At 65.8% G+C, this 25854-nt stretch carries 38 protein-coding genes; 35 read left to right on the forward strand and 3 right to left on the reverse strand.

The annotated features are described in order from the left end of the window. The first annotated feature begins 90 nt into the window (after window positions 1-90). The 29 genes from rpsJ (at window position 91) to Q0Q48_RS05655 (ending at window position 15586) form a co-directional block, all read left to right on the forward strand. On the forward strand, window positions 91-405 hold the full coding sequence (rpsJ, locus tag Q0Q48_RS05515) for a 30S ribosomal protein S10 (protein ID WP_068198221.1): 315 nt from the start codon (window positions 91-93) through the stop codon (window positions 403-405). Window positions 406-433: 28 nt separating this feature from the next. Continuing rightward, window positions 434-1156, forward strand: a complete 723-nt coding sequence (gene rplC, locus Q0Q48_RS05520; protein WP_295135244.1) for a 50S ribosomal protein L3 — start codon at window positions 434-436, stop codon at window positions 1154-1156. Window positions 1157-1166: 10 nt separating this feature from the next. Further along, entirely contained in the window at window positions 1167-1787 is a 621-nt protein-coding gene (gene rplD / locus Q0Q48_RS05525; protein WP_295135246.1) for a 50S ribosomal protein L4, read from the forward strand. Beyond that, window positions 1784-2107 (forward strand): 50S ribosomal protein L23, encoded by a 324-nt coding sequence (locus tag Q0Q48_RS05530; protein WP_295135249.1) that lies wholly within the window; start codon window positions 1784-1786, stop codon window positions 2105-2107. The genes rplD and Q0Q48_RS05530 overlap by 4 nt, the downstream gene beginning before the upstream one ends. 16 nt (window positions 2108-2123) lie before the next feature. After that, window positions 2124-2954 carry a 50S ribosomal protein L2 gene (gene rplB, locus Q0Q48_RS05535; RefSeq protein ID WP_295135252.1) on the forward strand — a complete coding sequence of 277 codons (831 nt, stop codon included), beginning with the start codon at window positions 2124-2126 and terminating at the stop codon, window positions 2952-2954. A gap of 10 nt (window positions 2955-2964) precedes the next feature. Further along, window positions 2965-3243: a 30S ribosomal protein S19 gene (rpsS, locus tag Q0Q48_RS05540; protein WP_295135256.1), complete on the forward strand. Its 279-nt coding sequence runs from the start codon at window positions 2965-2967 to the stop codon at window positions 3241-3243. A gap of 6 nt (window positions 3244-3249) precedes the next feature. Further along, a complete protein-coding gene (gene rplV, locus Q0Q48_RS05545) occupies window positions 3250-3636 on the forward strand; it encodes a 50S ribosomal protein L22 (RefSeq protein WP_020695011.1) in 387 nt (128 codons plus the stop codon). Beyond that, window positions 3636-4355, forward strand: a complete 720-nt coding sequence (gene rpsC / locus Q0Q48_RS05550; RefSeq protein ID WP_295135263.1) for a 30S ribosomal protein S3 — start codon at window positions 3636-3638, stop codon at window positions 4353-4355. The genes rplV and rpsC overlap by 1 nt, the downstream gene beginning before the upstream one ends. Window positions 4356-4361: 6 nt before the next feature. Then, window positions 4362-4781, forward strand: coding sequence for a 50S ribosomal protein L16 (gene rplP, locus Q0Q48_RS05555; protein WP_230552238.1), 420 nt, complete (start codon window positions 4362-4364; stop codon window positions 4779-4781). 11 nt (window positions 4782-4792) lie between these two features. Further along, window positions 4793-4984: a 50S ribosomal protein L29 gene (gene rpmC / locus Q0Q48_RS05560; protein ID WP_230552239.1), complete on the forward strand. Its 192-nt coding sequence runs from the start codon at window positions 4793-4795 to the stop codon at window positions 4982-4984. Window positions 4985-4994: 10 nt separating this feature from the next. Continuing rightward, window positions 4995-5243: a 30S ribosomal protein S17 gene (rpsQ, locus tag Q0Q48_RS05565; RefSeq protein WP_295135273.1), complete on the forward strand. Its 249-nt coding sequence runs from the start codon at window positions 4995-4997 to the stop codon at window positions 5241-5243. An 18-nt stretch (window positions 5244-5261) separates the two neighbouring features. Then, window positions 5262-5630 carry a 50S ribosomal protein L14 gene (gene rplN / locus Q0Q48_RS05570; protein ID WP_068188012.1) on the forward strand — a complete coding sequence of 123 codons (369 nt, stop codon included), beginning with the start codon at window positions 5262-5264 and terminating at the stop codon, window positions 5628-5630. Window positions 5631-5632: 2 nt separating this feature from the next. Then, window positions 5633-5956 (forward strand): 50S ribosomal protein L24, encoded by a 324-nt coding sequence (gene rplX / locus Q0Q48_RS05575; protein WP_295135278.1) that lies wholly within the window; start codon window positions 5633-5635, stop codon window positions 5954-5956. 11 nt (window positions 5957-5967) lie between these two features. Continuing rightward, the gene (gene rplE, locus Q0Q48_RS05580) at window positions 5968-6510 is read left to right on the forward strand and encodes a 50S ribosomal protein L5 (RefSeq protein ID WP_295135281.1); all 543 of its coding nucleotides are present in this window, start codon (window positions 5968-5970) and stop codon (window positions 6508-6510) included. 14 nt (window positions 6511-6524) lie between these two features. Beyond that, a complete protein-coding gene (gene rpsN, locus Q0Q48_RS05585) occupies window positions 6525-6830 on the forward strand; it encodes a 30S ribosomal protein S14 (RefSeq protein WP_295135284.1) in 306 nt (101 codons plus the stop codon). A gap of 16 nt (window positions 6831-6846) precedes the next feature. Then, the gene (rpsH, locus tag Q0Q48_RS05590; RefSeq protein ID WP_295135287.1) at window positions 6847-7245 is read left to right on the forward strand and encodes a 30S ribosomal protein S8; all 399 of its coding nucleotides are present in this window, start codon (window positions 6847-6849) and stop codon (window positions 7243-7245) included. 2 nt (window positions 7246-7247) lie between these two features. Further along, entirely contained in the window at window positions 7248-7781 is a 534-nt protein-coding gene (gene rplF, locus Q0Q48_RS05595; protein ID WP_295135290.1) for a 50S ribosomal protein L6, read from the forward strand. A gap of 13 nt (window positions 7782-7794) precedes the next feature. After that, complete coding sequence (rplR, locus tag Q0Q48_RS05600; protein ID WP_295135292.1) at window positions 7795-8157, forward strand: 50S ribosomal protein L18; 363 nt, start codon at window positions 7795-7797, stop codon at window positions 8155-8157. A 14-nt stretch (window positions 8158-8171) separates the two neighbouring features. Continuing rightward, window positions 8172-8762: a 30S ribosomal protein S5 gene (gene rpsE, locus Q0Q48_RS05605; RefSeq protein WP_295135295.1), complete on the forward strand. Its 591-nt coding sequence runs from the start codon at window positions 8172-8174 to the stop codon at window positions 8760-8762. An 11-nt stretch (window positions 8763-8773) separates the two neighbouring features. Further along, entirely contained in the window at window positions 8774-8968 is a 195-nt protein-coding gene (gene rpmD / locus Q0Q48_RS05610; protein WP_295135299.1) for a 50S ribosomal protein L30, read from the forward strand. Window positions 8969-9001: 33 nt separating this feature from the next. Continuing rightward, the gene (gene rplO, locus Q0Q48_RS05615; protein WP_295135302.1) at window positions 9002-9481 is read left to right on the forward strand and encodes a 50S ribosomal protein L15; all 480 of its coding nucleotides are present in this window, start codon (window positions 9002-9004) and stop codon (window positions 9479-9481) included. Window positions 9482-9540: 59 nt separating this feature from the next. Further along, a complete protein-coding gene (gene secY / locus Q0Q48_RS05620) occupies window positions 9541-10884 on the forward strand; it encodes a preprotein translocase subunit SecY (RefSeq protein WP_295135306.1) in 1344 nt (447 codons plus the stop codon). After that, window positions 10881-11531, forward strand: a complete 651-nt coding sequence (locus Q0Q48_RS05625; RefSeq protein WP_295135309.1) for an adenylate kinase — start codon at window positions 10881-10883, stop codon at window positions 11529-11531. The genes secY and Q0Q48_RS05625 overlap by 4 nt, the downstream gene beginning before the upstream one ends. Before the next feature lie 121 nt (window positions 11532-11652). Further along, the gene (gene rpsM / locus Q0Q48_RS05630; RefSeq protein ID WP_230552260.1) at window positions 11653-12030 is read left to right on the forward strand and encodes a 30S ribosomal protein S13; all 378 of its coding nucleotides are present in this window, start codon (window positions 11653-11655) and stop codon (window positions 12028-12030) included. A 15-nt stretch (window positions 12031-12045) separates the two neighbouring features. Beyond that, complete coding sequence (rpsK, locus tag Q0Q48_RS05635; RefSeq protein ID WP_295135314.1) at window positions 12046-12447, forward strand: 30S ribosomal protein S11; 402 nt, start codon at window positions 12046-12048, stop codon at window positions 12445-12447. Window positions 12448-12517: 70 nt separating this feature from the next. Then, on the forward strand, window positions 12518-13561 hold the full coding sequence (locus Q0Q48_RS05640; protein ID WP_295135317.1) for a DNA-directed RNA polymerase subunit alpha: 1044 nt from the start codon (window positions 12518-12520) through the stop codon (window positions 13559-13561). 21 nt (window positions 13562-13582) lie between these two features. Continuing rightward, on the forward strand, window positions 13583-14005 hold the full coding sequence (gene rplQ / locus Q0Q48_RS05645; RefSeq protein WP_295135319.1) for a 50S ribosomal protein L17: 423 nt from the start codon (window positions 13583-13585) through the stop codon (window positions 14003-14005). Window positions 14006-14097: 92 nt separating this feature from the next. Continuing rightward, window positions 14098-14562, forward strand: a complete 465-nt coding sequence (locus Q0Q48_RS05650; RefSeq protein ID WP_295135321.1) for a GNAT family N-acetyltransferase — start codon at window positions 14098-14100, stop codon at window positions 14560-14562. Between the two features lie 76 nt (window positions 14563-14638). After that, window positions 14639-15586 carry an MFS transporter gene (locus Q0Q48_RS05655; RefSeq protein ID WP_295135324.1) on the forward strand — a complete coding sequence of 316 codons (948 nt, stop codon included), beginning with the start codon at window positions 14639-14641 and terminating at the stop codon, window positions 15584-15586. Here Q0Q48_RS05655 and Q0Q48_RS05660 read toward each other — a convergent pair. Then, window positions 15537-17327 carry an acyl-CoA dehydrogenase gene (locus Q0Q48_RS05660; RefSeq protein WP_295135326.1) on the reverse strand — a complete coding sequence of 597 codons (1791 nt, stop codon included), beginning with the start codon at window positions 17325-17327 and terminating at the stop codon, window positions 15537-15539. The genes Q0Q48_RS05655 and Q0Q48_RS05660 overlap by 50 nt on opposite strands. A 73-nt stretch (window positions 17328-17400) precedes the next feature. Between Q0Q48_RS05660 and Q0Q48_RS05665 the strand changes: the two genes are divergently transcribed. The 6 genes from Q0Q48_RS05665 to Q0Q48_RS05690 all read left to right on the forward strand — a co-directional run bounded on the left by Q0Q48_RS05665 (window position 17401) and on the right by Q0Q48_RS05690 (window position 22940). Then, complete coding sequence (locus tag Q0Q48_RS05665) at window positions 17401-18171, forward strand: enoyl-CoA hydratase-related protein (RefSeq protein ID WP_295135329.1); 771 nt, start codon at window positions 17401-17403, stop codon at window positions 18169-18171. Window positions 18172-18329: 158 nt separating this feature from the next. After that, a complete protein-coding gene (locus tag Q0Q48_RS05670) occupies window positions 18330-19214 on the forward strand; it encodes an adenylate/guanylate cyclase domain-containing protein (RefSeq protein WP_295135332.1) in 885 nt (294 codons plus the stop codon). A 15-nt stretch (window positions 19215-19229) separates the two neighbouring features. Further along, the gene (locus Q0Q48_RS05675; RefSeq protein ID WP_295135335.1) at window positions 19230-21119 is read left to right on the forward strand and encodes a protein kinase; all 1890 of its coding nucleotides are present in this window, start codon (window positions 19230-19232) and stop codon (window positions 21117-21119) included. Next, window positions 21116-21667, forward strand: coding sequence for a glycine zipper domain-containing protein (locus Q0Q48_RS05680; RefSeq protein ID WP_295135338.1), 552 nt, complete (start codon window positions 21116-21118; stop codon window positions 21665-21667). Before Q0Q48_RS05675 ends, Q0Q48_RS05680 begins: the two co-directional genes overlap by 4 nt. A gap of 113 nt (window positions 21668-21780) precedes the next feature. Further along, on the forward strand, window positions 21781-22647 hold the full coding sequence (locus Q0Q48_RS05685; RefSeq protein ID WP_295135341.1) for an isocitrate lyase/PEP mutase family protein: 867 nt from the start codon (window positions 21781-21783) through the stop codon (window positions 22645-22647). Next, entirely contained in the window at window positions 22644-22940 is a 297-nt protein-coding gene (locus Q0Q48_RS05690) for a hypothetical protein (RefSeq protein WP_295135344.1), read from the forward strand. The genes Q0Q48_RS05685 and Q0Q48_RS05690 overlap by 4 nt, the downstream gene beginning before the upstream one ends. 10 nt (window positions 22941-22950) lie before the next feature. Here Q0Q48_RS05690 and Q0Q48_RS05695 read toward each other — a convergent pair whose 3' ends face one another. After that, complete coding sequence (locus tag Q0Q48_RS05695) at window positions 22951-24381, reverse strand: FAD-binding oxidoreductase (RefSeq protein WP_295135347.1); 1431 nt, start codon at window positions 24379-24381, stop codon at window positions 22951-22953. Beyond that, window positions 24381-25850, reverse strand: a complete 1470-nt coding sequence (locus Q0Q48_RS05700) for an FAD-binding oxidoreductase (protein WP_295135350.1) — start codon at window positions 25848-25850, stop codon at window positions 24381-24383. The genes Q0Q48_RS05695 and Q0Q48_RS05700 overlap by 1 nt, the downstream gene beginning before the upstream one ends. Between the last annotated feature and the right edge of the window lie 4 nt (window positions 25851-25854).

Genomic DNA, 25854 nt, shown 5'->3' on the forward strand with positions numbered 1-25854 from the left:
TCCGTGAAGGCGGCCGCACCGTCGGCGCCGGCGTCGTCACCAAAGTCGTAAAGTAAACGTAACCGTCGCGACAAGGCGAATACCATGGCCATGGACAACACAAACATCCGGATCCGGCTGAAGGCCTTCGATCATCGCGTGCTCGATTCGTCGACCAGCGAGATCGTGAGCACGGCCAAGCGGACGGGCGCGCAGGTGCGCGGGCCCATCCCGCTGCCGACCGGGATCGAGAAGTTCACGGTCAACCGCTCGCCGCACATCGACAAGAAGTCGCGTGAGCAGTTCGAGATCCGCACGCACAAGCGCGTGCTCGATATCGTCGACCCGACGCCGCAGACGGTGGACGCGCTGATGAAGCTCGACCTCGCCTCAGGCGTGGACGTCGAGATCAAGCTCGGCGCCTAGAGCGGACCAGGAAAGAAGGAAGAAGACCATGCGTTGCGGTCTCGTCACCCAGAAGGTCGGCATGACCCGCGTCTTCAATGACGCCGGGGAGCATGTGCCCGTCACCGTTCTGAAGGTGGATCAGCTGCAGGTTGTCGCTGTCCGCTCGGAAGAGAAGGACAAGTACGTCGCCGTGCAGCTCGGCTATGGCAAGGCCAAGGTGAAGAACGTGACCCAGCCGATGCGGGGTCATTTCGCCAAGGCCAAGGTCGAGCCGAAGAAGAAGCTCGTCGAGTTCCGGGTGGCCAAGGATGCCGTCCTCGAAGTCGGCGCCGAGCTGGTGCCCAGCCATTTCGTGCCGGGTCAGTTCGTCGACGTCGTCGGCACCACGATCGGCCGCGGCTTCACCGGCTCGATGGTCCGCTGGAACTTCCACGGCCTCGAAGCGTCCCATGGCGTGTCGGTCTCGCACCGTTCGCATGGTTCGACCGGTAACCGCCAGGATCCCGGCCGTACGTTCCCCGGCAAGAAGATGGCCGGCCACTACGGCAGCGAGCGCGTGACCACGCAGAACCTGAAGGTCGTCGCCGTCGACGACGAGAAGGGCCTGCTGCTGGTGTCCGGTGCCGTTCCCGGCCCGGCCAACGGCTACATCATCGTCAAGGACGCCTCCAAGCGCGCCCGTCACAAGGACGCTCCGTACCCGGCCGGCCTGCGCAAGGCTGCTGCCGAGGCGGCGGCTCCGGCGGCTGATGCCGCTCCGCAGGCTTAAGGATCAGGTCATGAAGATCGCGGTCAAGACCATCGAAGGCGGCAGCGCCGGCGAGATCGATCTCGCCGACGCCGTGTTCGCCGTCCCCGTCCGTAAGGACATCCTGCAGCGCTGCGTGGTGTGGCAGCTCTCGCGCCGCCAGCAGGGCACGCACAAGAGCAAGGGGCGCGCCGAAGTCACGGCGACGGCCAAGAAGATGTACGCCCAGAAGGGCACGGGTCGCGCCCGTCATGGCAACGAGGCGGCCCCGCAATTCCGGGGCGGCGGCAAGGCCTTCGGTCCGGTCGTGCGCAGCCATGCCAGCGACCTGCCGAAGAAGGTCCGCAAGCTCGCGCTGCGTACCGCGCTGTCGGCCAAGGCGGCCGAGGGCAAGCTGATCGTGGTCGATGCGGCTGCGTTGGCCGAGCCGAAGACTGCACAGCTCAAGGGTCACTTCGGTGCCCTGGGCGTCACCAGCGCCCTGGTGATTGGCGGTGCCGAGATCGACACTAACTTCGCCCGCGCTGCGGCCAACATTGCCCATGTCGATGTGCTGCCGCAGCAGGGCGCAAACGTCTACGACATCCTGCGCCGCGACACGCTGGTGCTCACCAAGGATGCCGTGAAGCACCTCGAGGAGCGTCTGCAATGAGCGCCAAGCGCTACATCCCGCAAACCGTCTCGCGCTCGCGCATGTACGAAGTGATTCGTGCGCCGCTGATCACCGAGAAGACGACCAACGGCTCGGAGCACAGCCAGGTGACCTTCAAGGTCGCCGCCGATGCCACCAAGCCGGAGATCAAGCAGGCCATCGAGGGTCTGTTCAAGGTCAAGGTCAAGGCGGTCAACACCGTCACGGTCAAGGGCAAGAGCAAGGTTTTCCGCGGCCGCCCCGGCCTGCGGAGCGACTGGAAGAAGGCGATCGTCTCGCTGGTCGAGGGTCACAAGATCGACGTGACCACGGGCCTGTAGGACGGGAGACAGAACAATGGCCTTGAAGACATACAAGCCGATCACGCCGTCGCTGCGACAGCTGGTCATCGTCGACCGTACCGGCCTCTGGAAGGGCAAGCCGGTAAAGGAACTGACGCGCGGCAAGAGCAACACCGGCGGCCGTAACAACCACGGCCACATCACCAGCCACCACATGGGTGGCGGTCACAAGCGTCGCCTGCGTCTCGTTGACTTCAAGCGCCGCAAGTTCGACGTCGTCGCGACGGTGGAGCGCCTGGAGTACGATCCGAATCGGTCGGCCTTCATCGCCCTGGTCAAGTACGCCGACGGGGAGCTGTCCTACATCCTTGCGCCGCAGCGCCTGAAGGCGGGCGACGAGGTCGTCTCGGGCGAGCGCGTCGACATCAAGCCGGGCAACGCCATGCCGCTCGCCAACATGCCGGTCGGCACGATCGTGCATAACGTCGAGCTGAAGAAGGGCCGCGGAGGCCAGCTGGCCCGTTCGGCCGGCAACTACGCCCAGCTCGTCGGCAAGGACGCGGGTTATGCCCAGATCAAGCTGAGTTCGGGCGAGCTGCGCCTGGTGCCGGGCGAGTGCCTGGCCACCGTCGGCGCGGTGTCGAACCCCGACAACCAGAACATCGTCATCGGCAAGGCTGGCCGCCAGCGCTGGCTCGGCCGCCGTCCGACCGTCCGCGGCGTCGTCATGAACCCGGTCGATCACCCGCACGGCGGCGGCGAAGGCCGCACCTCGGGTGGCCGTCATCCGGTGACGCCGTGGGGCAAGCCGACCAAGGGTAAGAAGACACGCAAGAACAAGGCGACGGACAAGATGATTATCCGCCGCCGGCATGCGACGCGCTAGGAGATAGACAGTGGCACGCTCCGTATGGAAGGGCCCCTTCGTTGAAGGCAGCCTGATCAAGAAGGCCGAGAAGTCGCGCGGCAACATCCGCAGCGAGGTGATCAAGACTTGGTCGCGTCGCTCGACGATCCTGCCGCAGTTCGTCGGCCTGACGTTCGGCGTCTACAACGGCAAGAAGTTCATCCCGGTGGCCGTCACCGAGGAAATGGTCGGTCACAAGCTCGGCGAATTCTCGCCGACCCGCACCTTCACCGGCCATGCCGGTGACAAGAAAGTGTCGAAGGATTAACGCGCGATGAGCAAGCCATCCGCTCCCCGCCGTGAGGCGGACAACGAAGCCAAGGCTGTCCTGCGCGCCGTGCGCATCAGCCCGCGTAAGCTCGACCTCGTGGCCGCCACGATCCGTGGCAAGAAGGCCGCGACCGCGGTGAACGAACTCACCTTCTCCAAGAAGCGCATCGCCCGCGACGTGAAGAAGGCGCTGAATTCGGCCATCGCGAATGCCGAGAACAACCACAACCTCGATGTCGACCGTCTCGTGGTCGCCGAGGCGTCGGTTGGCAAGGGCCTGGTCATGAAGCGTTTCCAGACGCGCGGCCGCGGCCGGGCGGCCGGCATCGTCAAGCCGTTCGCTCATCTCACCATCGTGGTGCGTGAGCGCGCCGAGGCGGAGGACAAGTAATGGGTCAGAAGGTCAACCCGATCGGCCTGCGGCTCGGTATCAACCGGACCTGGGACTCTCGCTGGTACGCCGAGGGCGGTGAATACTCGAAGATGCTCCATGAGGACATCCACATCCGCAAGGTGCTGCGCGAGCGGCTGGCCCAGGCGGGTGTCGCAAAGATCATCATCGAGCGTCCGGCCAAGCGCGCCCGCGTCACGATCCACACCGCCCGCCCGGGCGTGGTGATCGGCAAGAAGGGCGCCGACATCGAGAAGCTGCGTGGCGACCTCGCCAAGATGACGAAGGGCGAAGTGGCCCTGAACATCGTCGAGATCCGCAAGCCCGAGGTCGATGCGACGCTGATCGCCGAGAACATCGCCCAGCAGCTCGAGCGTCGCGTCGCGTTCCGCCGCGCCATGAAGCGTGCCGTGCAGTCGGCGATGCGCCTGGGCGCCCTCGGCATCCGCATCAACTGCTCGGGTCGTCTCGGCGGTTCGGAAATCGCCCGCATGGAATGGTACCGCGAAGGTCGCGTGCCGCTGCACACGCTGCGCGCCGACATCGACTACGGCACCGCGACGGCATTCACCACCTTCGGCACCTGCGGCGTGAAGGTCTGGGTGTTCAAGGGCGAAATCATGGCGCACGACCCGATGGCGCACGACAAGCGCGCCGAGGAGGCCGCGCCGCAACGGACGCCGGCGCGTGTCGAGCGCTCCGAGCAGAGGGACGCGTAATCCACCATGCTGCAACCCAAGCGCACCAAGTACCGCAAGGCCTTCAAGGGCCGTATCAGCGGCGCTGCCAAGGGCGGCTTTAACCTCGACTTCGGCTCCTACGGGCTGAAGGCGATGGAGCCGGACCGCCTGACGGCGCGCCAGATCGAGGCGGCCCGCCGCGCCATCACGCGTCACATGAAGCGTGCCGGCCGCGTCTGGATCCGCGTGTTTCCGGACGTGCCGGTGTCGAAGAAGCCGGCGGAAGTCCGCATGGGCTCCGGCAAGGGCGCGCCCGAATTCTGGGCGGCGCGCGTGAAGCCGGGCCGCATCCTGTTCGAGCTCGAGGGCGTGTCCGGCACGATCGCCAAGGAAGCCCTGGCGCTTGGCGCGGCCAAGCTGCCCATCAAGACCCGCTTCGTTTCCCGCGTCGGCGCCGAAGGCTGAGGGAGAAGGACATGAAGGCCACCGATCTGCGCCCCAAGACCAAGGACGAGCTGAAGAACGAGCTCGGCAACCTTCGCAAGGAGGCGTTCAACCTGCGCTTCCAGAAGGCTGGGGGCCAGCTGCAGAAGACTTCCCGCGCGCGCCAGGTTCGTCGCGACATCGCCCGCATCAAGACGGTGCTGGGCGAAAAGGCCGCCGGTTAAGGAGCACGAAATGCCGAAGCGTATCCTGGAAGGCGTCATCGTCAGCGACAAGATGGACAAGACCATCGTCGTTAAGGTCGAGCGGCGCGTTCAGCACCCGATCTACAAGAAGTTCATTCGCAAGTCGAAGAAGTACCACGCGCACGACGAAGGCAATGCCTGCAAGGGCAAGGTCGGTGAGATCGTTCGCATCCGCGAGTGCCGCCCGCTGTCCAAGACCAAGAGCTGGGAAGTTCTGGTCGAAGGCGCCAAGGCTTAAGCGGTCGGAGCATAAGTCATGATTCAAATGCGAACCAACCTCGAGGTCGCCGACAATTCGGGCGCCCGTCGAGTCCAGTGCATCAAGGTACTGGGGGGCTCACGCCGCAAGTACGCCAGCGTCGGCGACGTGATCGTCGTTTCGATCAAGGAAGCCATTCCGCGCGGCAAGGTGAAGAAGGGCGAGGTGCATCGCGCCGTCGTCGTCCGCACTTCGTTCGCTCTGCGCCGCCCCGACGGCAGCGCCATCCGTTTCGACCGCAACGCCGCCGTGCTCATCAGCAAGCAGGACGAGCCGATCGGCACTCGTATCTTCGGACCGGTGACGCGCGAGCTGCGCGCCAAGAAGTTCATGAAGATCATCTCGCTTGCGCCTGAGGTGCTCTAGCCATGGCAACGAAACTCAAGATCAAGAAGGGCGACCGGGTGAAGGTCATCACCGGTGGCAGCAAGGGCAAGGTGGGCGACGTCCTCCGCGTTCTTCCCAAGGAGAACAGGGTAGTCGTTTCCGGCGTGAACATGATCAAGCGCCACACCAAGCCGAGCCGTGCGGAAGCCGGCGGTATCATCGAACGCGAGGCCACGATCCACGTCTCCAACGTGGCCCTGCTGGATCCCAAATCGGACAAGCCGACGAAGGTCGGGTTCCGGTTCCTGGAAGACGGCCGCAAGGTGCGCGTTGCGCGCGCCTCCGGCGAGACCATCGACCGTTAGGAGAACGGGCCATGCCCGCGCGTCTGCAAGAGCACTACACAAAGACCGTGCGCGAAGCGCTCACGAAGGAGTTCTCCTACCAGAACCCCTTCGAGGTGCCGAAGCTCGATAAGATCGTCATCAACATGGGCGTCGGCGAGGCGGTCAACGACCGCAAGGCCGTCGACGGTGCCGTGGCCGACCTGACGGCGATCACCGGCCAGAAGCCGGTGATCACCCGGTCGCGCAAGTCGATCGCGACGTTCAAGTTGCGTGAAGGCATGGCGATCGGCGCCAAGGTCACGCTGCGCCGCGACCGGATGTACGAATTCATCGATCGCCTGATCAACATCGCCCTGCCGCGCGTCCGCGATTTCCGCGGCCTGAACGGCAAGTCGTTCGACGGCAATGGCAACTACGCCATGGGCCTGAAGGAGCAGATCGTGTTCCCCGAGATCGACTACGACAAGGTCGACCAGGTGCGCGGTATGGACATCATCATCTGCACGTCGGCGAAGACGGACGCGGAAGCCAGGTCGCTTCTCCGCGCTTTCAACTTCCCGTTCGTGAACTGAGGCCGGAGAAACACATGGCCAAGACGAGTTCGGTCGAGAAGAACAACCGGCGCGCAAAGATGGCGAAGCAATTCGCTGCCAAGCGCGCCAAGCTGAAGGCGATGGCCGTCGACGACAAGTTGACGCCGGAAGAGCGCTTCGGGGCCCGCCTCAAGCTGGCCGACCTGCCGCGCAATTCCTCGCCGACGCGCATTCGCAACCGGTGCGAACTCACGGGCCGTCCGCGGGCCGTGTACCGCAAGTTCAAGCTGTCGCGCGTTGCGCTGCGTCAGCTGGCGTCGCTGGGCGCTCTGCCCGGCGTCGTGAAGTCGAGCTGGTAAACGGGGACCGTAGACCATGGCGATGACAGATCCCGTCGGCGATTTGCTGACCCGCATCCGCAACGGCCAGTCGGCGCGCCTCGACAGCGTGACCGCCCCGGCTTCGCGGCTCCGGTCGAGTGTTCTCGATGTGCTCCAGCGTGAGGGTTATATCCGCGGCTGGTTCGAGGAAGAACTGCGCCCCGGCGTCAGGGAGCTCCGCATCGAGCTCAAGTATGACAACGGCCGTCCGGTCATAAAGGAGATCAAGCGCGTCTCCACCCCGGGCCGTCGCGTCTACTCCAAGATCCGCGAGCTGCCGCGCCACTTCAATGGTCTCGGCATCTCGATCCTGTCCACGCCGCGCGGTGTCATGTCCGACGCCGAGGCGCGGGCCGCCAATGTCGGCGGCGAAGTCATCTGCAAGGTGTTCTGACCATGTCGCGCGTCGGCAAAAATCCGGTCGCCATCCCGGCCGGTGTCACCATCGAGCTCAAAGGCCAGCACCTCAAGGCCAAGGGCAAGCGGGGCGAACTCGAACTCACGGTCCATGACGACGTCACCGTCGCCAAGGAGGCCGAGGGTCTCGTCTTCAAGCCGCGCAACGACAGCCGCCGCGCCCGCATGCAGTGGGGCACGGCGCGCAACCTGGCGAGCAACGTCGTCCGCGGCGTGTCCGACGGGTTCACCATCAACCTCGAGATCAACGGCGTCGGTTACCGCGCCGCGGCCGATGCCAAGATGCTGAAGATGCAGCTCGGCTTCAGCCACGATGTCGAGATCCCCATTCCGGCCGGCATCCAGATCAAGGCGGTCAAGCCGACCGAGATCGAGATTTCGGGCTCCGATCGTCAGCGCGTCGGCCAGATTGCGGCGGAAATCCGCAGCCTGCGTCCGCCCGAGCCCTACAAGGGCAAGGGCATCAAGTACTCGACCGAGACGATCCGGCGCAAGGAAGGCAAGAAGAAGTAGAGGCGAGAGAATCATGTCCGACCGCAATGCTCTTTTCGCCCGTCGCCAGCGGCGCACGCGCTACGCGCTGCGCCAGGCCAGCAACGGCCGCCCGCGCCTCAGCGTCTTCCGCTCGGGCAAGCACATCTACGCCCAGGTCATCGACGACCGCCAGGGCGTGACCCTGGCTGCCGCGTCGACGCTGGACAAGGATGTCCGGGGCTCGCTCAAGACCGGCGCCGACAAGGGCGCCGCTGCCGAAGTCGGCAAGCTGATCGCCGCCCGTGCCGTCGCGGCCGGGGTCAAGGAAGTCATCTTCGACCGCGGTGGCTACACGTATCACGGCCGCGTTGCTGCGCTGGCCAATGCCGCCCGTGAGGGCGGCCTGTCGTTCTGATCGGGAGTTAGACCATGGCTCGTTCACCCGGTGGTTCCGGCCGTTCCCCGCGCGATCGCGATCGGCCCCGTGACCGCGACCGCGACGAGGAAAATGAACTGACCGACAAGCTGGTCACGATCAATCGCGTCGCGAAGGTCGTGAAGGGAGGTCGACGCTTCGCCTTTGCCGCCATCGTCGTCGTTGGCGACCAGCGTGGCCGCGTCGGTCATGGCGCCGGCAAGGCGCGCGAAGTCCCCGAGGCGATCCGCAAGGCGACGGAAGCGGCCAAGCGCGGCCTGATCCGCGTGCCGCTGCGCGACGGCCGCACGCTGCATCACGATGTGAAGGGGCGCTTCGGCGCCGGCAAGGTGACGCTGCGCGCCGCCCCGGCCGGTACCGGCATCATCGCCGGCGGTCCGATGCGCGCCATCTTCGAGACGTTGGGTATCAAGGACATCGTCGCCAAGTCGGTCGGCACGTCCAACCCGCACAACATGATCAAGGCAACCTTTAAGGCCCTGGATCAGCTCAACTCGCCGCGCATGGTCGCGACGCGTCGCGGCAAGAAGGTCGGTGACCTGCTCGGCCGCCGCGACGAGACCACCGCCGAGGCGGCGGCTTAAGGAACCGGACCATGGCCCAGGGCAAGACCATCAAGATCACGCAGACCGGCAGCCATATCGGCCGCACGGACGATCAGCGCGCGACGCTGATCGGCCTGGGTCTGAACAAGCGTCATCGCACCCGCGAACTCGTGGATAGCCCCGAGGTTCGCGGCATGATCAACAAGGTGCGCCATCTCGTGCGCGTCGAAGAGGAAGCCCGCTAGGCCCCGTAGGCCGCGGCGCAGAGGTAGAAGACCATGAGACTGAACCAGATCTCCGACAATCCGGGCGCCCGCAAGGGGCGCATGCGCGTCGGCCGCGGTATCGGCTCCGGCAAGGGCAAGACCGCGGGCCGCGGCGTCAAGGGCCAGAAGTCGCGTACCGGCGTGGCCATCAAGGGCTTCGAGGGCGGCCAGATGCCGCTCTACCGCCGTATCCCGAAGCGCGGTTTCCGTCCGCCGCACCAGAAGACCTACCAGGTCGTCAATCTCGGTACGCTGCAGAAGGCGATCGACGACAAGAAGCTCGACGCGGCCAAGGTGATTGACGCCGAGGCGATGCTGGCGGCTGGCCTGTTCAAGAACGCCGCGGATGGTGTCCGCCTCCTTGGCAAGGGCGAGCTCAAGGCCAAGATCGAAGTGAAGGTTGCGGGCGCCTCGGCGTCGGCGATCGCCGCAGTCGAGAAGGCAGGCGGCAAGGTCGAGCTGCCGCCCAAGCCCGTGGCCGAAGCGGCCTGAGCCGGACGGCGTCAACGGGGGCGTCGCTTCCCCCTGGTGTCGTTCACGCGTGAGGTTTCATGGCATCCGCCGCCGAGCAACTTGCATCCAACCTGAACTGGGGTTCGATCGGTAGGGCGACCGAGCTGAAGAAGCGGCTGTGGTTCACCGTGGCCGCGCTCGTCGTCTTCCGCATTGGCGCCTACATTCCGGTCCCCGGCGTCGATCCGGCGGCTCTGGCCGAGATTTTCAAGCAGAATTCCGGCGGCATCGCCGGTTTGCTTGACGTGTTCTCGGGCGGCTCGATCGGCCGCATGTCGGTGCTGGCGCTCAGCATCATGCCGTACATCTCGGCCTCCATCATCATGCAGATCCTGACGACGGTGGTGCCGTCGCTCGAGGCGCTGAAGAAGGAAGGTGAGGCGGGTCGAAAGAAGATCAACCAGTACACGCGCTACGGCACGGTGATCCTTGCGACCTTCCAGGCGTATGGAATCGCGGTCGGACTGGAGAGTCAGGTCGCCGCGGCCGGTCCTGTCGTGATCGATCCCGGCATCTTCTTCCGCTTCGTCACCATCGTGACCTTGGTCGGCGGCACACTGTTCCTGATGTGGCTGGGCGAGCAGATCACGGCGCGCGGCGTCGGCAACGGCGTGTCCCTGATCATCTTCGCCGGTATCGTTGCTGCCCTGCCGGATGCGCTGGTGCAGACCCTCGAACTCGGCCGTACCGGCGCCCTGTCGGCGCTGTTCATCATCGCACTGGTGATCGGCATCGTGCTGGTCGTGGCGGTCGTCGTCTTTGTCGAGACCGCGCAGAGGCGGATCGTCGTTCAGTATCCCAAACGCCAGGTCGGCAACCGCATGTATGGCGGCGAAGCTTCGCACCTGCCGCTGAAGATCAACACGGCCGGCGTCATCCCGCCGATCTTCGCGTCCTCCCTGCTGCTGTTCCCGGCTACCATCGCGTCGTTCCAGGGCGCCGGCGAGCCGGGCTGGATCCAGTGGTTCTCGACCTATCTCGGCCATGGCCAGCCGGCTTACCTGATCGCCTATATCGCGCTGATCGTGTTCTTCTGCTTCTTCTACACCACCGTCGTCTTCAATCCGGCCGACACGGCCGACAACCTGAAGAAGAACGGCGGCTTCATTCCGGGCATTCGCCCGGGCAAGAATACGGCTGAGTACCTCGAGTACATCCTGAACCGGCTGACGGTGATCGGTGCGCTCTACCTCTCGGCGGTCTGTATCCTGCCCGAGCTGCTGATCGCCCGCGGCGGCGTGCCCTTCTACTTCGGCGGCACCAGCCTCCTGATCGTTGTCTCCGTCACTCTCGATACGGTGACGCAGGTGCAGGCGCACCTGCTCGCCCACCAATATGAGGGCCTCATCAAGAAGGCCCGACTGCGGGGCAAGGGCCGATGAACATCATCCTTCTGGGACCGCCGGGCGCCGGCAAGGGGACTCAAGCGCAGCGGCTGCAGCAGGAGCGGGGGCTGATCCAGCTCTCGACCGGCGACATGTTGCGCGCAGCGGTCGCCTCGGGCAGCGAGCTCGGCCAAAAGGCCAAGGGCATCATGGAGCGGGGCGAGCTGGTTCCCGACGAGTTGATGGTCGGCCTGATCAAGGACCGGATCGCCCAGCCGGACTGCGCCAAGGGGTTCATTCTGGACGGTTTCCCGCGCACCGAGGCCCAGGCCAGGGCGCTGGACAAGATGCTGGCCGAAGCGAGCAAGAAGCTCGACCGGGTGATCGAGATGGAGGTCGACGAGAAGGCGCTGACCGAGCGCATCGTTGGCCGGTTCTCCTGCGCCAAATGCGGCGCGGGTTACCACGACAAGTTCAAGCGGCCGAAGGTCGATGGAGTCTGCGACGTATGCGGCTCTACCGATTTTGCCCGCCGCAAGGACGATAATGCAGAGACTATGAAGACTCGCATGGCCGCCTACAGGGCTCAGACTGAGCCCTTGCTGCCCTACTACAGCGCCCGCGGGGTGTTGCGGAAGGTCGACGGGATGGCCGCGATGGACGAGGTTTACCGCCAGATCTCGGAGGTTTTGGCGGGGACTTGACAAGGGTGAGTTCCATTGACTCGGGGGCGCGGATACCTATAATCGCGCGCTTTTCCGGGGCCAGCGGAACATGTGACGGGCGCGCGCGAGCGCGCCATAAGTCTTTGAAGGAGTTGGGACTTTGGCTCGTATAGCCGGTGTGAACATTCCGACCGCCAAGCGTGTGGTGATCGGGCTTCAATACATCCACGGGATCGGTGCGGCGAAAGCCAAGGAGATCTGTGGAAAAGTTGGGATCGACGAGTCGCGCCGCGTGAATACGCTGAGCGACGACGAGGTCATCCGCATTCGCGAGACCATCGACCGCGACTACACGGTCGAGGGCGACCTGCGTCGTGAAGTGGCGATGAATATCAAGCGCCTGATGGACCTCGCCTGCTATCGCGGCCTGCGCCATCGCCGCGGCCTGCCGGTCCACGGCCAGCGCACGCATACCAATGCGCGCACCCGCAAGGGGCCGGCCAAGCCGATCGCCGGCAAGAAAAAAGTGACGAAGTAAGAGGGGATCAGGGTCATGGCCAAAGCTGCCGCCTCAGGCGCCGCGCGTCCCCGTCGCAAGGAACGCAAGAACATCATCGCGGGCGTCGCCCACGTGAACGCCTCGTTCAACAACACGATCGTCACGATCACCGATGCGCAGGGCAATGCCATCGCATGGTCGTCCTCGGGCCAGCAAGGGTTCAAGGGCTCGCGCAAGTCGACTCCGTTCGCCGCGCAGATGGCCGCCGAAGGCGCCGGCCGCAAGGCGATGGAACACGGCATGCGCACGATCGAGATCCTCGTGCGCGGTCCGGGTTCGGGTCGCGAGTCGGCGCTGCGCGCGCTGCAGGCCGTCGGCCTCGCCGTGACGTCGATCCGCGACGTCACGCCGATCCCGCACAATGGCTGCCGCCCGCCGAAGCGTCGTCGCGTCTGATTTCGAGTTGAGGCGGCGCTGTTGCGCCGCCCGCTCTTGAGGAATGTGTCGCGGGTCCTGCGGGGCCTGCATGAACCGGTCTAGAGAGGTAGCCCACGTGCTTCAGAAGAACTGGCAGGACCTGATCAAGCCGGAGAAGCTTGTCACCGAAGCCGGCGTCGATCCCGGTCGCGTCGCGACCATCGTCGCCGAGCCGCTCGAGCGCGGTTTCGGTCTCACTCTCGGCAACGCGCTGCGTCGCGTCCTCTTGTCGTCGCTCCAGGGTGCTGCCGTCACGTCGATCAAGATCGACAACGTGCTGCATGAGTTCTCGTCGATCCCCGGCGTCCGTGAGGATGTGGTCGACATCGTGCTGAACATCAAGGCGATGGCGGTGAAGATGCAGGGCGACCGCCCGCAGCGTCTCTATCTGCGCGCCGTCGGCCCGGGAGAAGTCACGGCCGGCATGATCGAACTGCCTGGCGACGTCCAGATCATGGACCCCAAGCACCTGATCTGCACGCTCGACGACGGCGCTTCGATCTCGATGGAACTGATGGTCGCGACAGGCAAGGGCTATATCCCGGCCTCGGCGAACCGTCCCGAAGATGCGCCGATCGGCCTGATCCCGGTCGATTCGGTGTTCAGCCCGGTCAAGCGCGTCTCCTACAAGATCGAGAACAGCCGTGTCGGCCAGGTCACCGACTACGACCGCCTGTCGATGACGGTCGAGACCAACGGCACGACGATGCCGGCCGATGCCGTGGCGCTCGCCGCCCGCATCCTGCAGGACCAGCTGCAGCTCTTCATCAACTTCGAGGAGCCGCGCGAAGTCCGGAAGGAGGAGCAGCAGGACGATTTCCCGTTCAATCGCAACCTGCTGCGCAAGGTCGACGAGCTTGAGCTTTCGGTGCGTTCGGCCAACTGTCTGAAGAACGACAACATCATCTACATCGGCGATCTGGTTCAGAAAACCGAAGCGGAGATGCTGCGTACGCCGAACTTCGGCCGCAAGTCGCTGAACGAGATCAAGGAAGTGCTGGCCGGCATGGGCCTTCACCTGGGTATGGAAATCCCGGGCTGGCCGCCGGACAACATCGAGGAAATGGCCAAGCGGCTGGAAGAGCCGTACTAGGCCGGTAGAAGGAAATAAGTCATGCGTCACAACAATCGCGGCCGGAAGTTCCACCGCACGGCAGAGCATCGCAAGGCGATGTTCATGAATCTCGCCGGTGCCCTCATCAAGCACGAGCAGATCACGACCACGCTACACAAGGCGAAGGACCTTCGTCCGATCGTCGAGAAGCTGGTCACGCTCGGCAAGCGCGGCGGTCTGCACGCGCGTCGTCAGGCGATCGGCTTCCTGCGCGATCCCTACGTGGCCGACAAGCTGTTCACGACGCTGGGGCCGCGCTATTCCAAGCGCAACGGCGGCTACCTCCGTGTGCTGAAGGCCGGCTATCGCTTCGGCGACGCTGCCGAGATGGCCGTGATCGAGTTCGTCGAGCGCGACACCTCGGCCAAGGGCCAGGACAGCGGTCCGTCCGCCGACAAGTCCGAGCAGCAGGAAGCGGCGTAAAGCCTCTTCTCCATATCGAATTCAAAGACGCCCGGTCGAAAGATCGGGCGTTTTTTCTGGGGGCGGCCCCAGCGGAAGATCAGGTTGGGGGCATGAGCTTCATCTTCAGGATTGCCCAACCAAGCGAGTGCGCCGACGCCGACCGCGTCCTGCGCGCGGCCTTCACGCCCTATCTCGCCAAACTCGGGCGTGAGATGCCACCTGACTACTACAAGTGGTTGCCGGCATCGATCGAACGCGGCGACGTGTTCGTGGCGGCCGAGGACGGGCGGGTCGTCGGCGTCGCAGCCACCGAACGGCGGGAGTCGGAACTCTTTCTGGATCGGCTGGCCGTCGACCCGTCGAATCAGGGCACAGGCCTCGGACGCTGGCTGCTCCGGCGACTCGACGAAGTCGCTCGCGAGCGAGGCGACTGCACCGTGTCGCTCATCACGGCTGAGATGATGGATCATCTCATCAGGCTCTACCGCAGCCACGGCTTCGAGATTATCCATCGCGGACCGCCGGATCACGGCAAGGACGCCCACATCCGTGTGCACATGGTGAAGCGGTTGTAATCTGCCGCAACGATCGGTAACGCGCGGCAATGATTTGTGTTTTCCCTGCCGCGCGCGTTTGGCTGACGCTGCGCGCGTGCAAGTCGCCATCGTCCTTTTCACCCTCTTCACGGCCACCATGGCCAACGGGACCGTGTTCGCAACGCTCGGCCTGTTCGGTCGCGAGGCTGGCCTCGGGGAGTTCGAGGTCGGTATGGTCTTCGCGTCCTCCGGCGTGCTGTTCTTCCTGACGGCTTCGGCCTGGGGCCGCCTCTCGGATCGCTTCGGCAGAGGGGCGATAATGGCCGCGGGACTTGCCGCGACCGCGCTTTCGCTCACGCTGTTCGCGGCCTTCTATGCAGCGCTCCTGCCGTACACTTTCCTTGGACTGTTGGTCGCCCTGGCCGCCCTCGCGATCGTCGGCGTCCGCGAAGGCCCGCGGCCGGCTGCGATGGCGCAGGCGGAAGGCGCACCGGTTGACGGCCTCGCCGCCTATGCACTGCTGGCCTTCGTGATGGTCCTGGGCTTCGGCGCAATGCAGCCGACCACGGCCTTCTATGTCCAGGACCGGTTCGGACTCGAGACCGAAGCGGAGATCCGGGCGACGGGGTATGCGTCTGCCGCCTTTGCCGCCGGAGCCTTCCTGATGCAGGCCTTCGGCGTGCGGGCCCTCGCGCTGGAAATGAGGGATATGATGGCCTTGGGCTTTGTCCTCTGCCTGGCGGGCATCGCGGGCACCCTCGTGGCGCGAAGCCCGAACGTGCTGATCGCGGCGTTCCCCGTCCTCGGTGTCGGCTACGGGCTGGCGCAGGCGGGCCTGATGATCGATGCCGCCCGGTTGGGCGGGGAGCACCGGCAGGGACTGGTCACGGGGCGGCTGCAGGCCGGCATGGCCGCTGGCTGGATCGTCGGTGCCCTGGCGGGCACCGCGCTTTACGGCTTGTCGATCCGGGCGCCGATTTTGATCGCCGGAGCGGCGCTGGCGCTGTGCGCGCTCAGAACTGCTCTTCCGGGAGTGCGAACACCGTCCGCCCCGCCGCCTTGAGCGGGCCGAGCTGGGCCAAGGCCGGCGGCAGAATCACCTCGGTGTAGAAGCGTGCCGTCACCAGCTTGGCTTCGAGAAAGGCGGGATCGCCGTCGCGCTGTCCGAGCCGCGTCTGCGCCACCAGGGCGCTGCGGGCCAGCAGCCAGCCGCCCAGGGCGGTGCCGGCCAGCCGCAGGAACGGCACCGAGCCTGCCAGGGCGTTCACCAGCTCGGCCTTGACCGACTGGGCGACCCATTTGGTAGCGTCCTCCAGGGCATCGGCGGCAGCCGAGAGACCCGTGCGGATGGCCTCCAGATCGTCTCCGGGCGCGGCCTTCATTTCCTCGGCCGTGGCGCGCATCTCGGCGACCAGCGCCAGCATGGTCTCGCCGCCGTCCTTGGCGACCTTGCGACCGACCAGGTCGCGCGCCTGGATGCCGTTGGTGCCCTCGTAGATCGGCAGGATGCGGGCGTCGCGCAGGTGCTGGGCCGCGCCCGTCTCCTCGATGAAGCCCATGCCGCCGTGGATCTGCACGCCGGTCGAGGCGATCTCGTTGCCAAGGTCGGTGAACCAGGCCTTCACAATCGGGATCAGGAGGTCGACACGGTCCTGGATCTTGCGGCCGGCCGCCTTGTCCGGCTGCTTCAGCGCGCCGTCGATGCCGGCGGCGGTGTAGTAGCCCAGCGCCCGCATGGCCTCGATCTGGGCGCGCATGCTCATCAGCATTCGGCGGACGTCGGCATGGTGGACGATCGACACGGAGGCGGGGGCGGCGCTGCCGTCGTCCTTCGACTGCACCCGGGTGCGTGCGAAGGCGGCAGCCTGCTGGTAGGCGCGCTCGGCGATGGCGAGGCCCTGGATGCCGACGGAGAGGCGGGCATTGTTCATCATGGTGAACATGTAGGAGAGGCCGCGGCCTTCCTCGCCCACGAGATAGCCGATCGCACCGCCATCGTCGCCGAACGACATCACGCAGGTCGGGCTGGCATGGATGCCGAGCTTGTGCTCCAGCGACACGCAGCGCAGGTCGTTGCGCTTGCCCGGTTTGCCATCGGCGTCCGGCAGGTACTTCGGCACGATGAACAACGAGATGCCGCGCACACCGGCCGGCGCGTCGGGGGTACGCGCCAGCACGAGATGGACGATGTTCTCGGCCATGTCGTGCTCGCCGTAGGTGATGAAAATCTTCTGGCCGGTGACGAGATAATGGTCGCCGTTCTTCACCGCGCGGCTCTTGAGCTGGCCGAGGTCGGAGCCGGCCTGCGGCTCCGTAAGGTTCATGGTCCCGGTCCATTCGCCCGAGATCATCCTGGGCAGGTAGCTCGCCTTCTGTGCGTCCGACCCGTGATGGTGGATGGCGTCGATCGCGCCCTGGTTCAGCAGCAGCACCAGGCCGAACCCCATATTGGCGGCCTGCCACATCTCCTGCACGGCGGTCGCCAGCAGCCACGGCATGCCCTGACCGCCGAATTCCGGATCGAAGGGGAGGGAGTTCCAGCCGCCTTCGACGAACTCCTTATAGATGGCGGCGAAGCCCGGCGCGGTGCGGACCACGCCGTTCTCGAGCTTGGCGCCGACCTTGTCGCCCTCACGGTTGAGCGGGGCGAGGCCGTTGCCGGCCAGCTTCCCGGCTTCCTCGAGCACGGCGTCGATCGTGTCGTCCGTCGCGTGCTCGTAACCCGGCAGGGCGGCGACGCCGGAGAGGCCGGCGACTTCGCGCAGGGCGAAACGCATGTCGGCCAGCGGGGCAGTGTAAGTCATGTGAATTCCTCCGGGCCGCAATATGCCGTGCTCGGTCGCTTTTGGCGACCGGCTCGGCTATTTTGCGACCAACATGACGAACACAGTCCTGCTGTCGATCGACGGCCCCATCGCCACTATCACGCTGAACGATCCTGCGAAGCACAATCGCCTCGATCCCACGGGGTTGAAGCTGCTGCGCGAAGCCGTCGAGAATGCCGATGCCGATCCCGCCGTGCGCGCCACGGTAATCACCGGCGCCGGCGACAAGACCTTCTGCTCCGGCTACGACCTCGGGTCGATCCCCGCCGGCGAGCGCAAGGACGAGGGCGGCGACAACACCTTCGAGGTCGTCATGGATCGCATCGAGGCGATGCGCATGCCGACCCTGTGCGCCCTGAACGGCGGGGTTTATGGCGGCGCCACCGATTTGGCGCTGGCCTGCGACTTCCGCCTCGGCGTGAAGGGCATGCGCTTCTTCATGCCGGCGGCGCGCTTCGGGCTGCATTACTATCCGAGCGGTCTGCGCCGCTACACGCAGAAGGTGAGCCCGAGCTTCGCCAAGCGCGCCTTCCTGCTGTCGGAGGATTTTCACGACACGGAGCTGCTGGCCGTCGGCTATCTCGACTGGCTGGTCGAGCGTGCCGAGTTCAAGAACAAGGTGGCCGAGAAGGCGTCGCGCCTGGCCAGCCTCGCGCCGCTATCCATGTCGGGGATGAAGCGTGCCATCGAGCAATTCGCCCAGGCAGCCCCCGACATGGCCTCGATCCGCCAGACCCAGCGCGCCTGCGCCACGTCCGACGATCTCAAGGAGGGGCTGGCGGCGCTCGGGGAGCGTCGGACACCGTCCTTCAAGGGGCGATGACGGAGGGGCGCCGGCAAATTGATCGTGCCGGTTGTCCCAAGATTGCCGCGATTCAATGCAGGATACCGGCAGTATCTGAGGTCGTGCCGACGGCCGCATTGCGGGGTATCCTCCAGCCAGGCGGTAAATCGGGAAACGGCCGCTGAAACGAAGAGACCATGCAACGCCGCCTAGCTGCCATCGTCCATGCCGACCTCGCCGGGTTCACCCGGATGATGGAAGGCGCCGAGACGCGAACGTTCCGCCACCTCAAGTCGGCCCAGATCGAGGTCTGGCGTCCCGCCATCGATGCCGGGCGCGGCCGGCTGGTCGGCACGGCCGGTGATGCGATGCTGGCGGAGTTCGGCTCGGCCGTGTCGGCGGTCGCGGCGGCGATCGATATCCAGGAGCGGATGGCTCGTTTCAATGAATCGCTCAGCGAGGAGCAGCGCATGCTGTTCCGCGTCGGCGTTCATCTCGGCGAAGTCATCATCGACGACGAGGACCAGAATATCTTCGGCGACGGCGTCAATCTGGCCGCACGCATCCAGACACTGGCGGAACCCGGCGGTATCGCGGTCTCGCGCGCCGTCCGGGACCTCGTCGAGTTGCGCACGGAGTACGCTTTCCACGACGGCGGCGAGCATCAACTGAAGAACGTCAGTCGTTCGGTGCAGGTGTTTCATGTGCGTCCGGCCAAGCTCATGGCTCCCGGCACGACGACGCGTATGGTTCCGCAGATCATCTTGCGCTTCGAGGGGCCGGATTCGGCCGGCCGCAAGCACACGTTCGAAGTGTCGATGGAGAAACTGGTCGGCCAGTCGCAAGGCATGTGCATCGGCCGTGCCGCCGACCAGTGCGAGCTGGTCGTGCCCCACCCGACTGTGTCGCGCCGGCATGCGAGGCTAAGCCTCTCCGGCGAGGCGCTGCAGGTCGAGGATCTCGGCTCGACCAACGGCACCGCGGTCAACGGCACGGTCCTCAAGGCGGGGGCGCCGACCTCCCTGCAGGCAGGATCGAAATTGCGGCTCGGCGATGTCGAGCTGGTCGTCCATCACACCTAGCGGCGTGCTCCGCCCATGAACGAGCCCACGACTCTTTCCGGCGCCACGCCACCGCCCGAGGTCGACTACGTCTCGCTGAAAGCCGGCCAGACGATCGGCCGCTACGAGATCGTGTCGGTACTGGGACAGGGTGGCTTCGGCATCACCTATCGTGCCCGCGACGTGCAGCTCGGCCGCGAGGTTGCGATCAAGGAGTACCTGCCGTCGGCGCTGGCCGTGCGTCAGGATGGCTCCACGGTGCTGCCGCGCACGACCAAGATGGCCGACGATTTCGGCTGGGGGCGCGACCGCTTCGTAACCGAGGGCCGGACGCTCGCCAGCCTCCATCGCGTCCCGGCGATCGTGCAGGTCTTCGACTTCCTCGAAGCCAACGGCACGGCCTATATCGTCATGGAGCTGCTAAGCGGCGCGACGCTCGAGGACCGCATCAATACCGGCGGCAGGCTGAAGCCCGAGGAAGTCGATCGCATCCTGTGGCCGCTGCTCGACGGGCTGGAGCAGGTTCATGCTGCGGGCTTCCTGCATCGCGACATCAAGCCGGCGAACATCCTGCTCGACGCGGCCGGCAATCCGACCCTGATCGATTTCGGAGCGTCGCGCGCGGCGATGGTCGGCCGCACGGCGGCGATGACGGCGATCTTCACGCCGGGCTACGCCGCCGCCGAGCAGATGACGTCGGCCAAGCAGGGACCGTGGACCGACATCTACGGCCTCGCCGCCACGATCTATCACGCCATTGCCGGTAAGGCGCCGCCCAACGCCTTCGACCGCATGCTGGACGATGGCTACGAGCCGCTCGGCAAGCTGGCCCCCGCCGGTTTCTCGCCGGGCGTGCTGGCCGGCGTCGACGCCGGCCTTACGGTGGCGGCGCGCGACCGCCCGCAATCCATTGCCGGGTGGCGGCCGATCCTTGGCATGACGGCCGCGCCGGAGCCTGGCGCCACGATGGTGATGGGCAAGGCCGAGGAGGCGCCGGCCGAACGCGTGTCCGTCCTCGGACCTGCAACGACGGCGTCCATCACGGGGCCTCCGCCCACTCCGAAGTCACGCGTCGGCCTGTGGGCCGGGATCGCGGCTGTCGTGCTGCTGGCCGTCGGTGGCGGCGGCTACTATGCGATGGCCACGCGCGGGCCCGATCCGGAGATGGTGAAGGCGCGTGCCGCGGCCGAAGCGGCCGAGGAGGCACGCCGCAAGGCGGCGGAGGAGGCCGAGCAGCTGCGCGCCGAGAAGGCCGCGCAGGAAGCCAAGGCAAAAGCCGACCAGGAAGCGAAAGCGAAGGCCGAGCAGGACGCCAAGGCCAAGGCCGACCTGGAGGCGCAGGCCGACGCGGCCCGGCGTCAGTTCGAGGAAGATACGCGCCGCAAGGTCGAGGCGGAGATCGCCGAGAAGAAGCGCGCCGAAGAGGAAGCCCAGCGCAAGGCCGCCGAGGAAGCCGCTGCCCGGCAGAAGGCGATCGAGGACGCGCGCAAGGCGATCGAGTTCGTCGCCGGCAATTTCGACCATTTCGGCAAGACGCTGATGCTGATCGGGCTCAAGGACCGGTCGGGCGAGCTCAGGCTGCAGGGCGTCGACGTCGTCGATGATCCGGCGCTGCACAAGCTCGCAGCCGACGCGCTGGCCGCCCAGCCGCGGAACCTGCGCTGCCGGCAGACCGATCGGTTGACCGATGGTACGCCGCTCTATCGCTGCCTGATCACGAAACGAAACTCCAAGGATCCGCTCGCCGACATTCCGGACTCGGATCGCGACGACCTCGCGCTCGTCCTGGTCCGGACCGGCCTGCTGCTGGCCTCGTGCGATGCTCCGCGCTCCTATGCGGACGCGGAGGACGATGCTCGTGGCAGCAAGCAGTATCTCTGGAGTAGAGTGAACGTTCCTGAATACAAAAGGAGATGCACCAGATGACTGCAGTGACTGCTGACACGGCCTTCTTCTCCGGCAGGAAGATCGTCGTCCGGATCGTAGGCGTGGTCGCGGCCCTCGGGCTCGTGGCCGCCTGCACGGACGATCGCGGTCAGCCGAACAACCAGACGACCGGAACCGTCATGGGCGCGGCGCTCGGCGGTGTCGTCGGCGGCCTGGCCTTCGGGTCCGTCGGGGGCGCAGTCGGTGGTGCGCTGGTGGGCGGTTTGGCTGGCAATCTCGTCGGCCGCGCGCTCGACGATCAGGAGCGTCGCCGCCTGGCCGAAGCCACGCAGTATGCGTTCGTCGCCGAGAACAACGTGCCGACCACCTACACGGTCGAGCCGACCAAGACCTCCTCGTCGAGCGCGTCGAGTGCCCCGCCGACCGTCGTGAGCGCCAAGCCGGTTGCACCGGCGACCAGCCGCGCCGACGGCAGCACCTGCCGGCCGATCGAGCTCACGGCCACCAAGAACGGACAGACCACGACCGAGACCACGACCTTCTGCAAGTCTGCCGGCTCGCAGGAACTGAAGCCCGTCTCCGTTTGATCCACCGACATTCTCGTGAGCGGCCGGCGGTTCCTGAACCGCCGGCCGTTTTCGTTGGGGAAGGCTGGCCGGATCGACACAACTCGGTCATTTTCCTGAGCGAGGAGAGAGACATGGCAGGCAATCCACAGGCAGCGAAACTGCGGGACCTTCTGGCGCGGGGCGAGTTCATCCTGGCGCCGGGCGTCTATGACGGCATTTCTGCGCGGGTCGCGGACCGCATGAATTTTCCCGCGCTCTACATGACGGGCTATGGCGCGACCGCCTCGATGCTTGGCCTGCCCGATGCCGGTCTCGCGACCTATTCGGACATGTTGGGCCGTGCCGAGATGATCTGCTCCGTCGTCGAGACGCCGCTCATCGCCGATGCCGACACGGGCTATGGCGGGCTGCTGAACGTCCAGCGCACGATCCGGGGCTACGAGGCGGCAGGTGTTGCCGCGATCCAGATCGAAGATCAGGAGATGCCCAAGAAGTGCGGCCATACGCCAGGACGTCGCGTGGTGCCGGCCGAGGAAATGGCGCTCAAGATCAAGGTCGCGGTGGATTCGCGCCGGCACACCGAGACGCTGATCGTGGCGCGTACGGACGCCCGCACGGCGCACGGGCTCGATGAAGCGCTGCGGCGCGCGCGGCTCTACGAAGAGGCGGGGGCCGACATCATCTTCGTCGAATCGCCCGAGAGCGAGTCGGAGTTGGAACGCATCGGCCGCGAGGTCAGCAAGCCGCTGCTCGCCAACATGGTTGAGTTCGGCAAGACGCCGCGCGCCGAGGTCGACCGGCTGAAGAAGTGGGGATTCGATCTCGCGATCTATCCGGTGCTGGGCCTGAGCGTCGCCGCGGAGGCGATGAGGCGGTCTTTCGCGCACCTCAAGGACACGGGCACCAGCGTGGGCGATCCGCTGCCGCAATACCAGGACATCCATGGGCTGATGGGCTTTCCCGAAGTCTGGGACTTCGAAAAGCGCTGGGCGACATGAACGGCAAGCAGTTCCTCGAAATGCTGTCGCGCCTGCCGCCGCGCGTCTGGATCCAGGCGATCCTCGGGCTGATCGGCTTCGTCGTGCTGGCGGTCCTGGGCTTTGCCGTGATCGCGGGCGTCGCCGCAATCCTGCTCGTGCTGCTGCTGGCCTTCAGGGCCAAGGCCTGGATCCTGAGCTTCTTCCGCAGCGACGTCGAACCCGCACCGCCGGCCCGCCACCACGACGGCAAGATAACCGACGTGCAGTTCGAGATCGTCGACCGCACCAACGACGGCCCGCCGCGGCCTTAACGCTATTTCCCTAAACCCGGACGATCTTTCCCGGGTTCATCAGGTTCTGCGGGTCGAGTGCGCGCTTGATCGTGCGCATCGTGTCGATCTCGACCTGGCTGCGATAGTGGGCGAGTTCGTCGACCTTCAGCAGGCCGATGCCGTGCTCGGCCGAGATCGATCCACCGTAGCTCACGACCAGATCATAGATCGCGGAGGTTACCGCGTGAACGTGCGGCGTGAAGCGGGCCTTGTCCCAGCCGACCGGCGCCTGGCAGTTGAAGTGCAGGTTACCGTCTCCGACATGGCCGAACGCTACCGGCCGGCCCTCGGGCAGCGCCTTCTTCATCGCCGCAAGGCCTTCGGAGACGAAAGAGGGGAGTCGGCTCACCGCGACGGAGATGTCGTGCTTCACCGAGGGGCCTTCCTTCTTGGAAGCCTCCGAATGGTTCTCGCGCAGCGCCCACAACGCACGGGCCTGCGTCTCGTTCTGGGCGATGGTGGCGTCGAGCACGAGGCTCTGTTCCATCGCCTCGCCGAGATAGGCTTCCATCTTCTCGCGCAGGCCACCCTGGTTCTCGCCGTCGCGGCGCGCGCGCGTCGAGGACCATTCGAGCAGCACGTACCACTCGTGCTTCTCGGAGAGCGGATCGGCGGCACCGGGGATGTGCTGCAGCACCAGGTCGATTCCCTGGCGGCCCATCAGCTCGCAGGACGTGACATTGTCCTCGGAGGCGGCATGTGCGCCGCTCAGCAGGGCGACGGCGGCCTCGGGCGAGGGGACGGCAATCCAGGCGGTAGCGACGTCCTTGGGCTTCGGCCAGAGCTTCAGCACGGCGCGGGTGATGATGCCCAGCGTGCCTTCGGCGCCGAGATAGAGGTCGCGCAGGTCGTAGCCGGTATTGTCCTTCTTGAGCGCCCGCAGCCCGTTCCATATCTCCCCCTGGGGCGTCACGACTTCGAGGCCGAGCACGAGCTGCCGGGCGTTGCCGTAATGCAGGACCTGCACACCGCCGGCGTTGGTCGAGAGGTTGCCGCCGATCGAGCAGCTACCTTCGGCAGCCAGCGAGAGCGGAAACAGACGATCATTCGCCGCGGCGGTCTCCTGGATGGTCTTCAGGATGACGCCCGCTTCGACCGTCATCGTGTAGCCGATCGGATCGATGTCCACGATGCGCGTCATGCGGTTGAGCGACAGGACGATCTCGCGGCCCTTCTGCTGCGGGATACCGCCCCCAACGAGGCCGGTATTGCCGCCCTGCGGCACCACGGAGACCTTTTCCGTCGCGCAGAGCCTCACCACTGCGGCGACTTCCTCAGTGTTCGCCGGGCGTACGACGGCCAGCGCATTGCCAACGAAGTTCTCGCGCCAGTCGGTGACATAGGGATGCTTGCCCTGGTCGTCGACGATCAGGCCCTTGTCGCCAACGATGGCGCGCAGTTTTTCGACGAAGTCGCTCATCAGATACGCAATACCTTGCCCGGGTTCATGATGTTCTTTGGATCGATCGCCCGCTTGATGGTCCGCATCGTGTCGAGCTCGATCCGGCTGCGGTAGTGGGACAACTCGTCGAGCTTGTCGATGCCGATCCCGTGCTCGGCCGAGATCGAACCGTCGAGGCTCGTGACCAAGTCGTTCACCGCGCGGGTAATGGCCGGCGAGTACTGGCTGAGGGTCGGCCGGTCCATGCCCTTCGGTCCCATGAAGGAGAAGTGGATGTTGCCGTCGCCGATGTGACCGAGCGGGTAGGGGCGGATGCTGGGCAGGATGTCGAGCGCGGCCTTGAGGCCGCGTTCGATGAACTCCGGCACCTTGGAGATCGAGACTGAGATGTCGTAGCTGAGGCCGGGCCCTTCGGCGCGCGAGGCGGGGGCGACGGATTCACGGATCACCCACATGTTGCGCGCCTGCGCTTCGCTCTGGGCGATGACGGCATCGAGCACCCGGCCGGCCTCCATCTGGTCGGCGAGGAACTGCTCCATCTTCTCGGCCATGCCTTCGGTACCTTCCACCTTGGGACGCGCCGAGGTCCATTCGAGTAGCAGGAACCACTCCGTGTCGGCCTTCAGCGGATCCTGGGTGCCGGGAATGTTGCGCAGGACCATGTCGGTGCAGGTCCGGCTCATCAGCTCGCACGAGCCGACATTGTCCTCCGACGCGCTATGCGCCTCGGACAGGATCTCGATGGCGGCCTGCGGATCGCGGATGGCGAGCCAGGCGGTGGCCACGTCCTTGGCCGCCGGCCACAGCTTCAGGACCGCCTTGGTGATGATGCCGAGCGTGCCCTCGGCGCCCATGAACAGGTGCTTCAGGTCGTAGCCGGTATTATCCTTCTTGAGCGCCCGCAGACCGTTCCAGATGTCGCCGTTGGGCAGCACCACTTCGAGGCCCATGACGAGGTTGCGCGCATTACCGTAGCGCAGCACCTGCACGCCGCCGGCATTCGTCGAGAGGTTGCCGCCGATCATGCAGGAACCCTGGGCGCCCAGGAACAGCGGGAAGAAGCGGTCATGGCTCGCCGCCGTCTCCTGCAAGGTCTGCAGCACGCAGCCCGACTCGACGGTCATCGAGTAGCCGACCGGATCGACATTCAGCACCTTGTTCATGCGGCCGACCGACAGGACGATGCCGGTGTGCGACGGCCACGGCGTCGCGCCGCCCATCAGGCCGGTATTGCCGGCCTGCGGGACGATGGCGATGCCATTGTCGTAGCAGAGCTTCACGACCTTCGAGACTTCCTCGACGTTCGCAGGGCGCACGACCACGGCGGCATTTCCGACGATCGAGCCGCGCCAGTCGGTGACGAATGGCTGCTTGCCCTGGTCGTCGCAAATGAGACCCTTGTCGCCCACGATGGCGCGCAGGGCTTCGAGAATCGCCGGCGTGACGGGAGCGGTCGGAATGGTCGGGACAATCGCGGTATCGGGCATCGTT

The sequence above is a fragment of the uncultured Reyranella sp. genome (assembly GCF_945957355.1).
In the GTDB taxonomy this organism is placed as follows: domain Bacteria; phylum Pseudomonadota; class Alphaproteobacteria; order Reyranellales; family Reyranellaceae; genus Reyranella.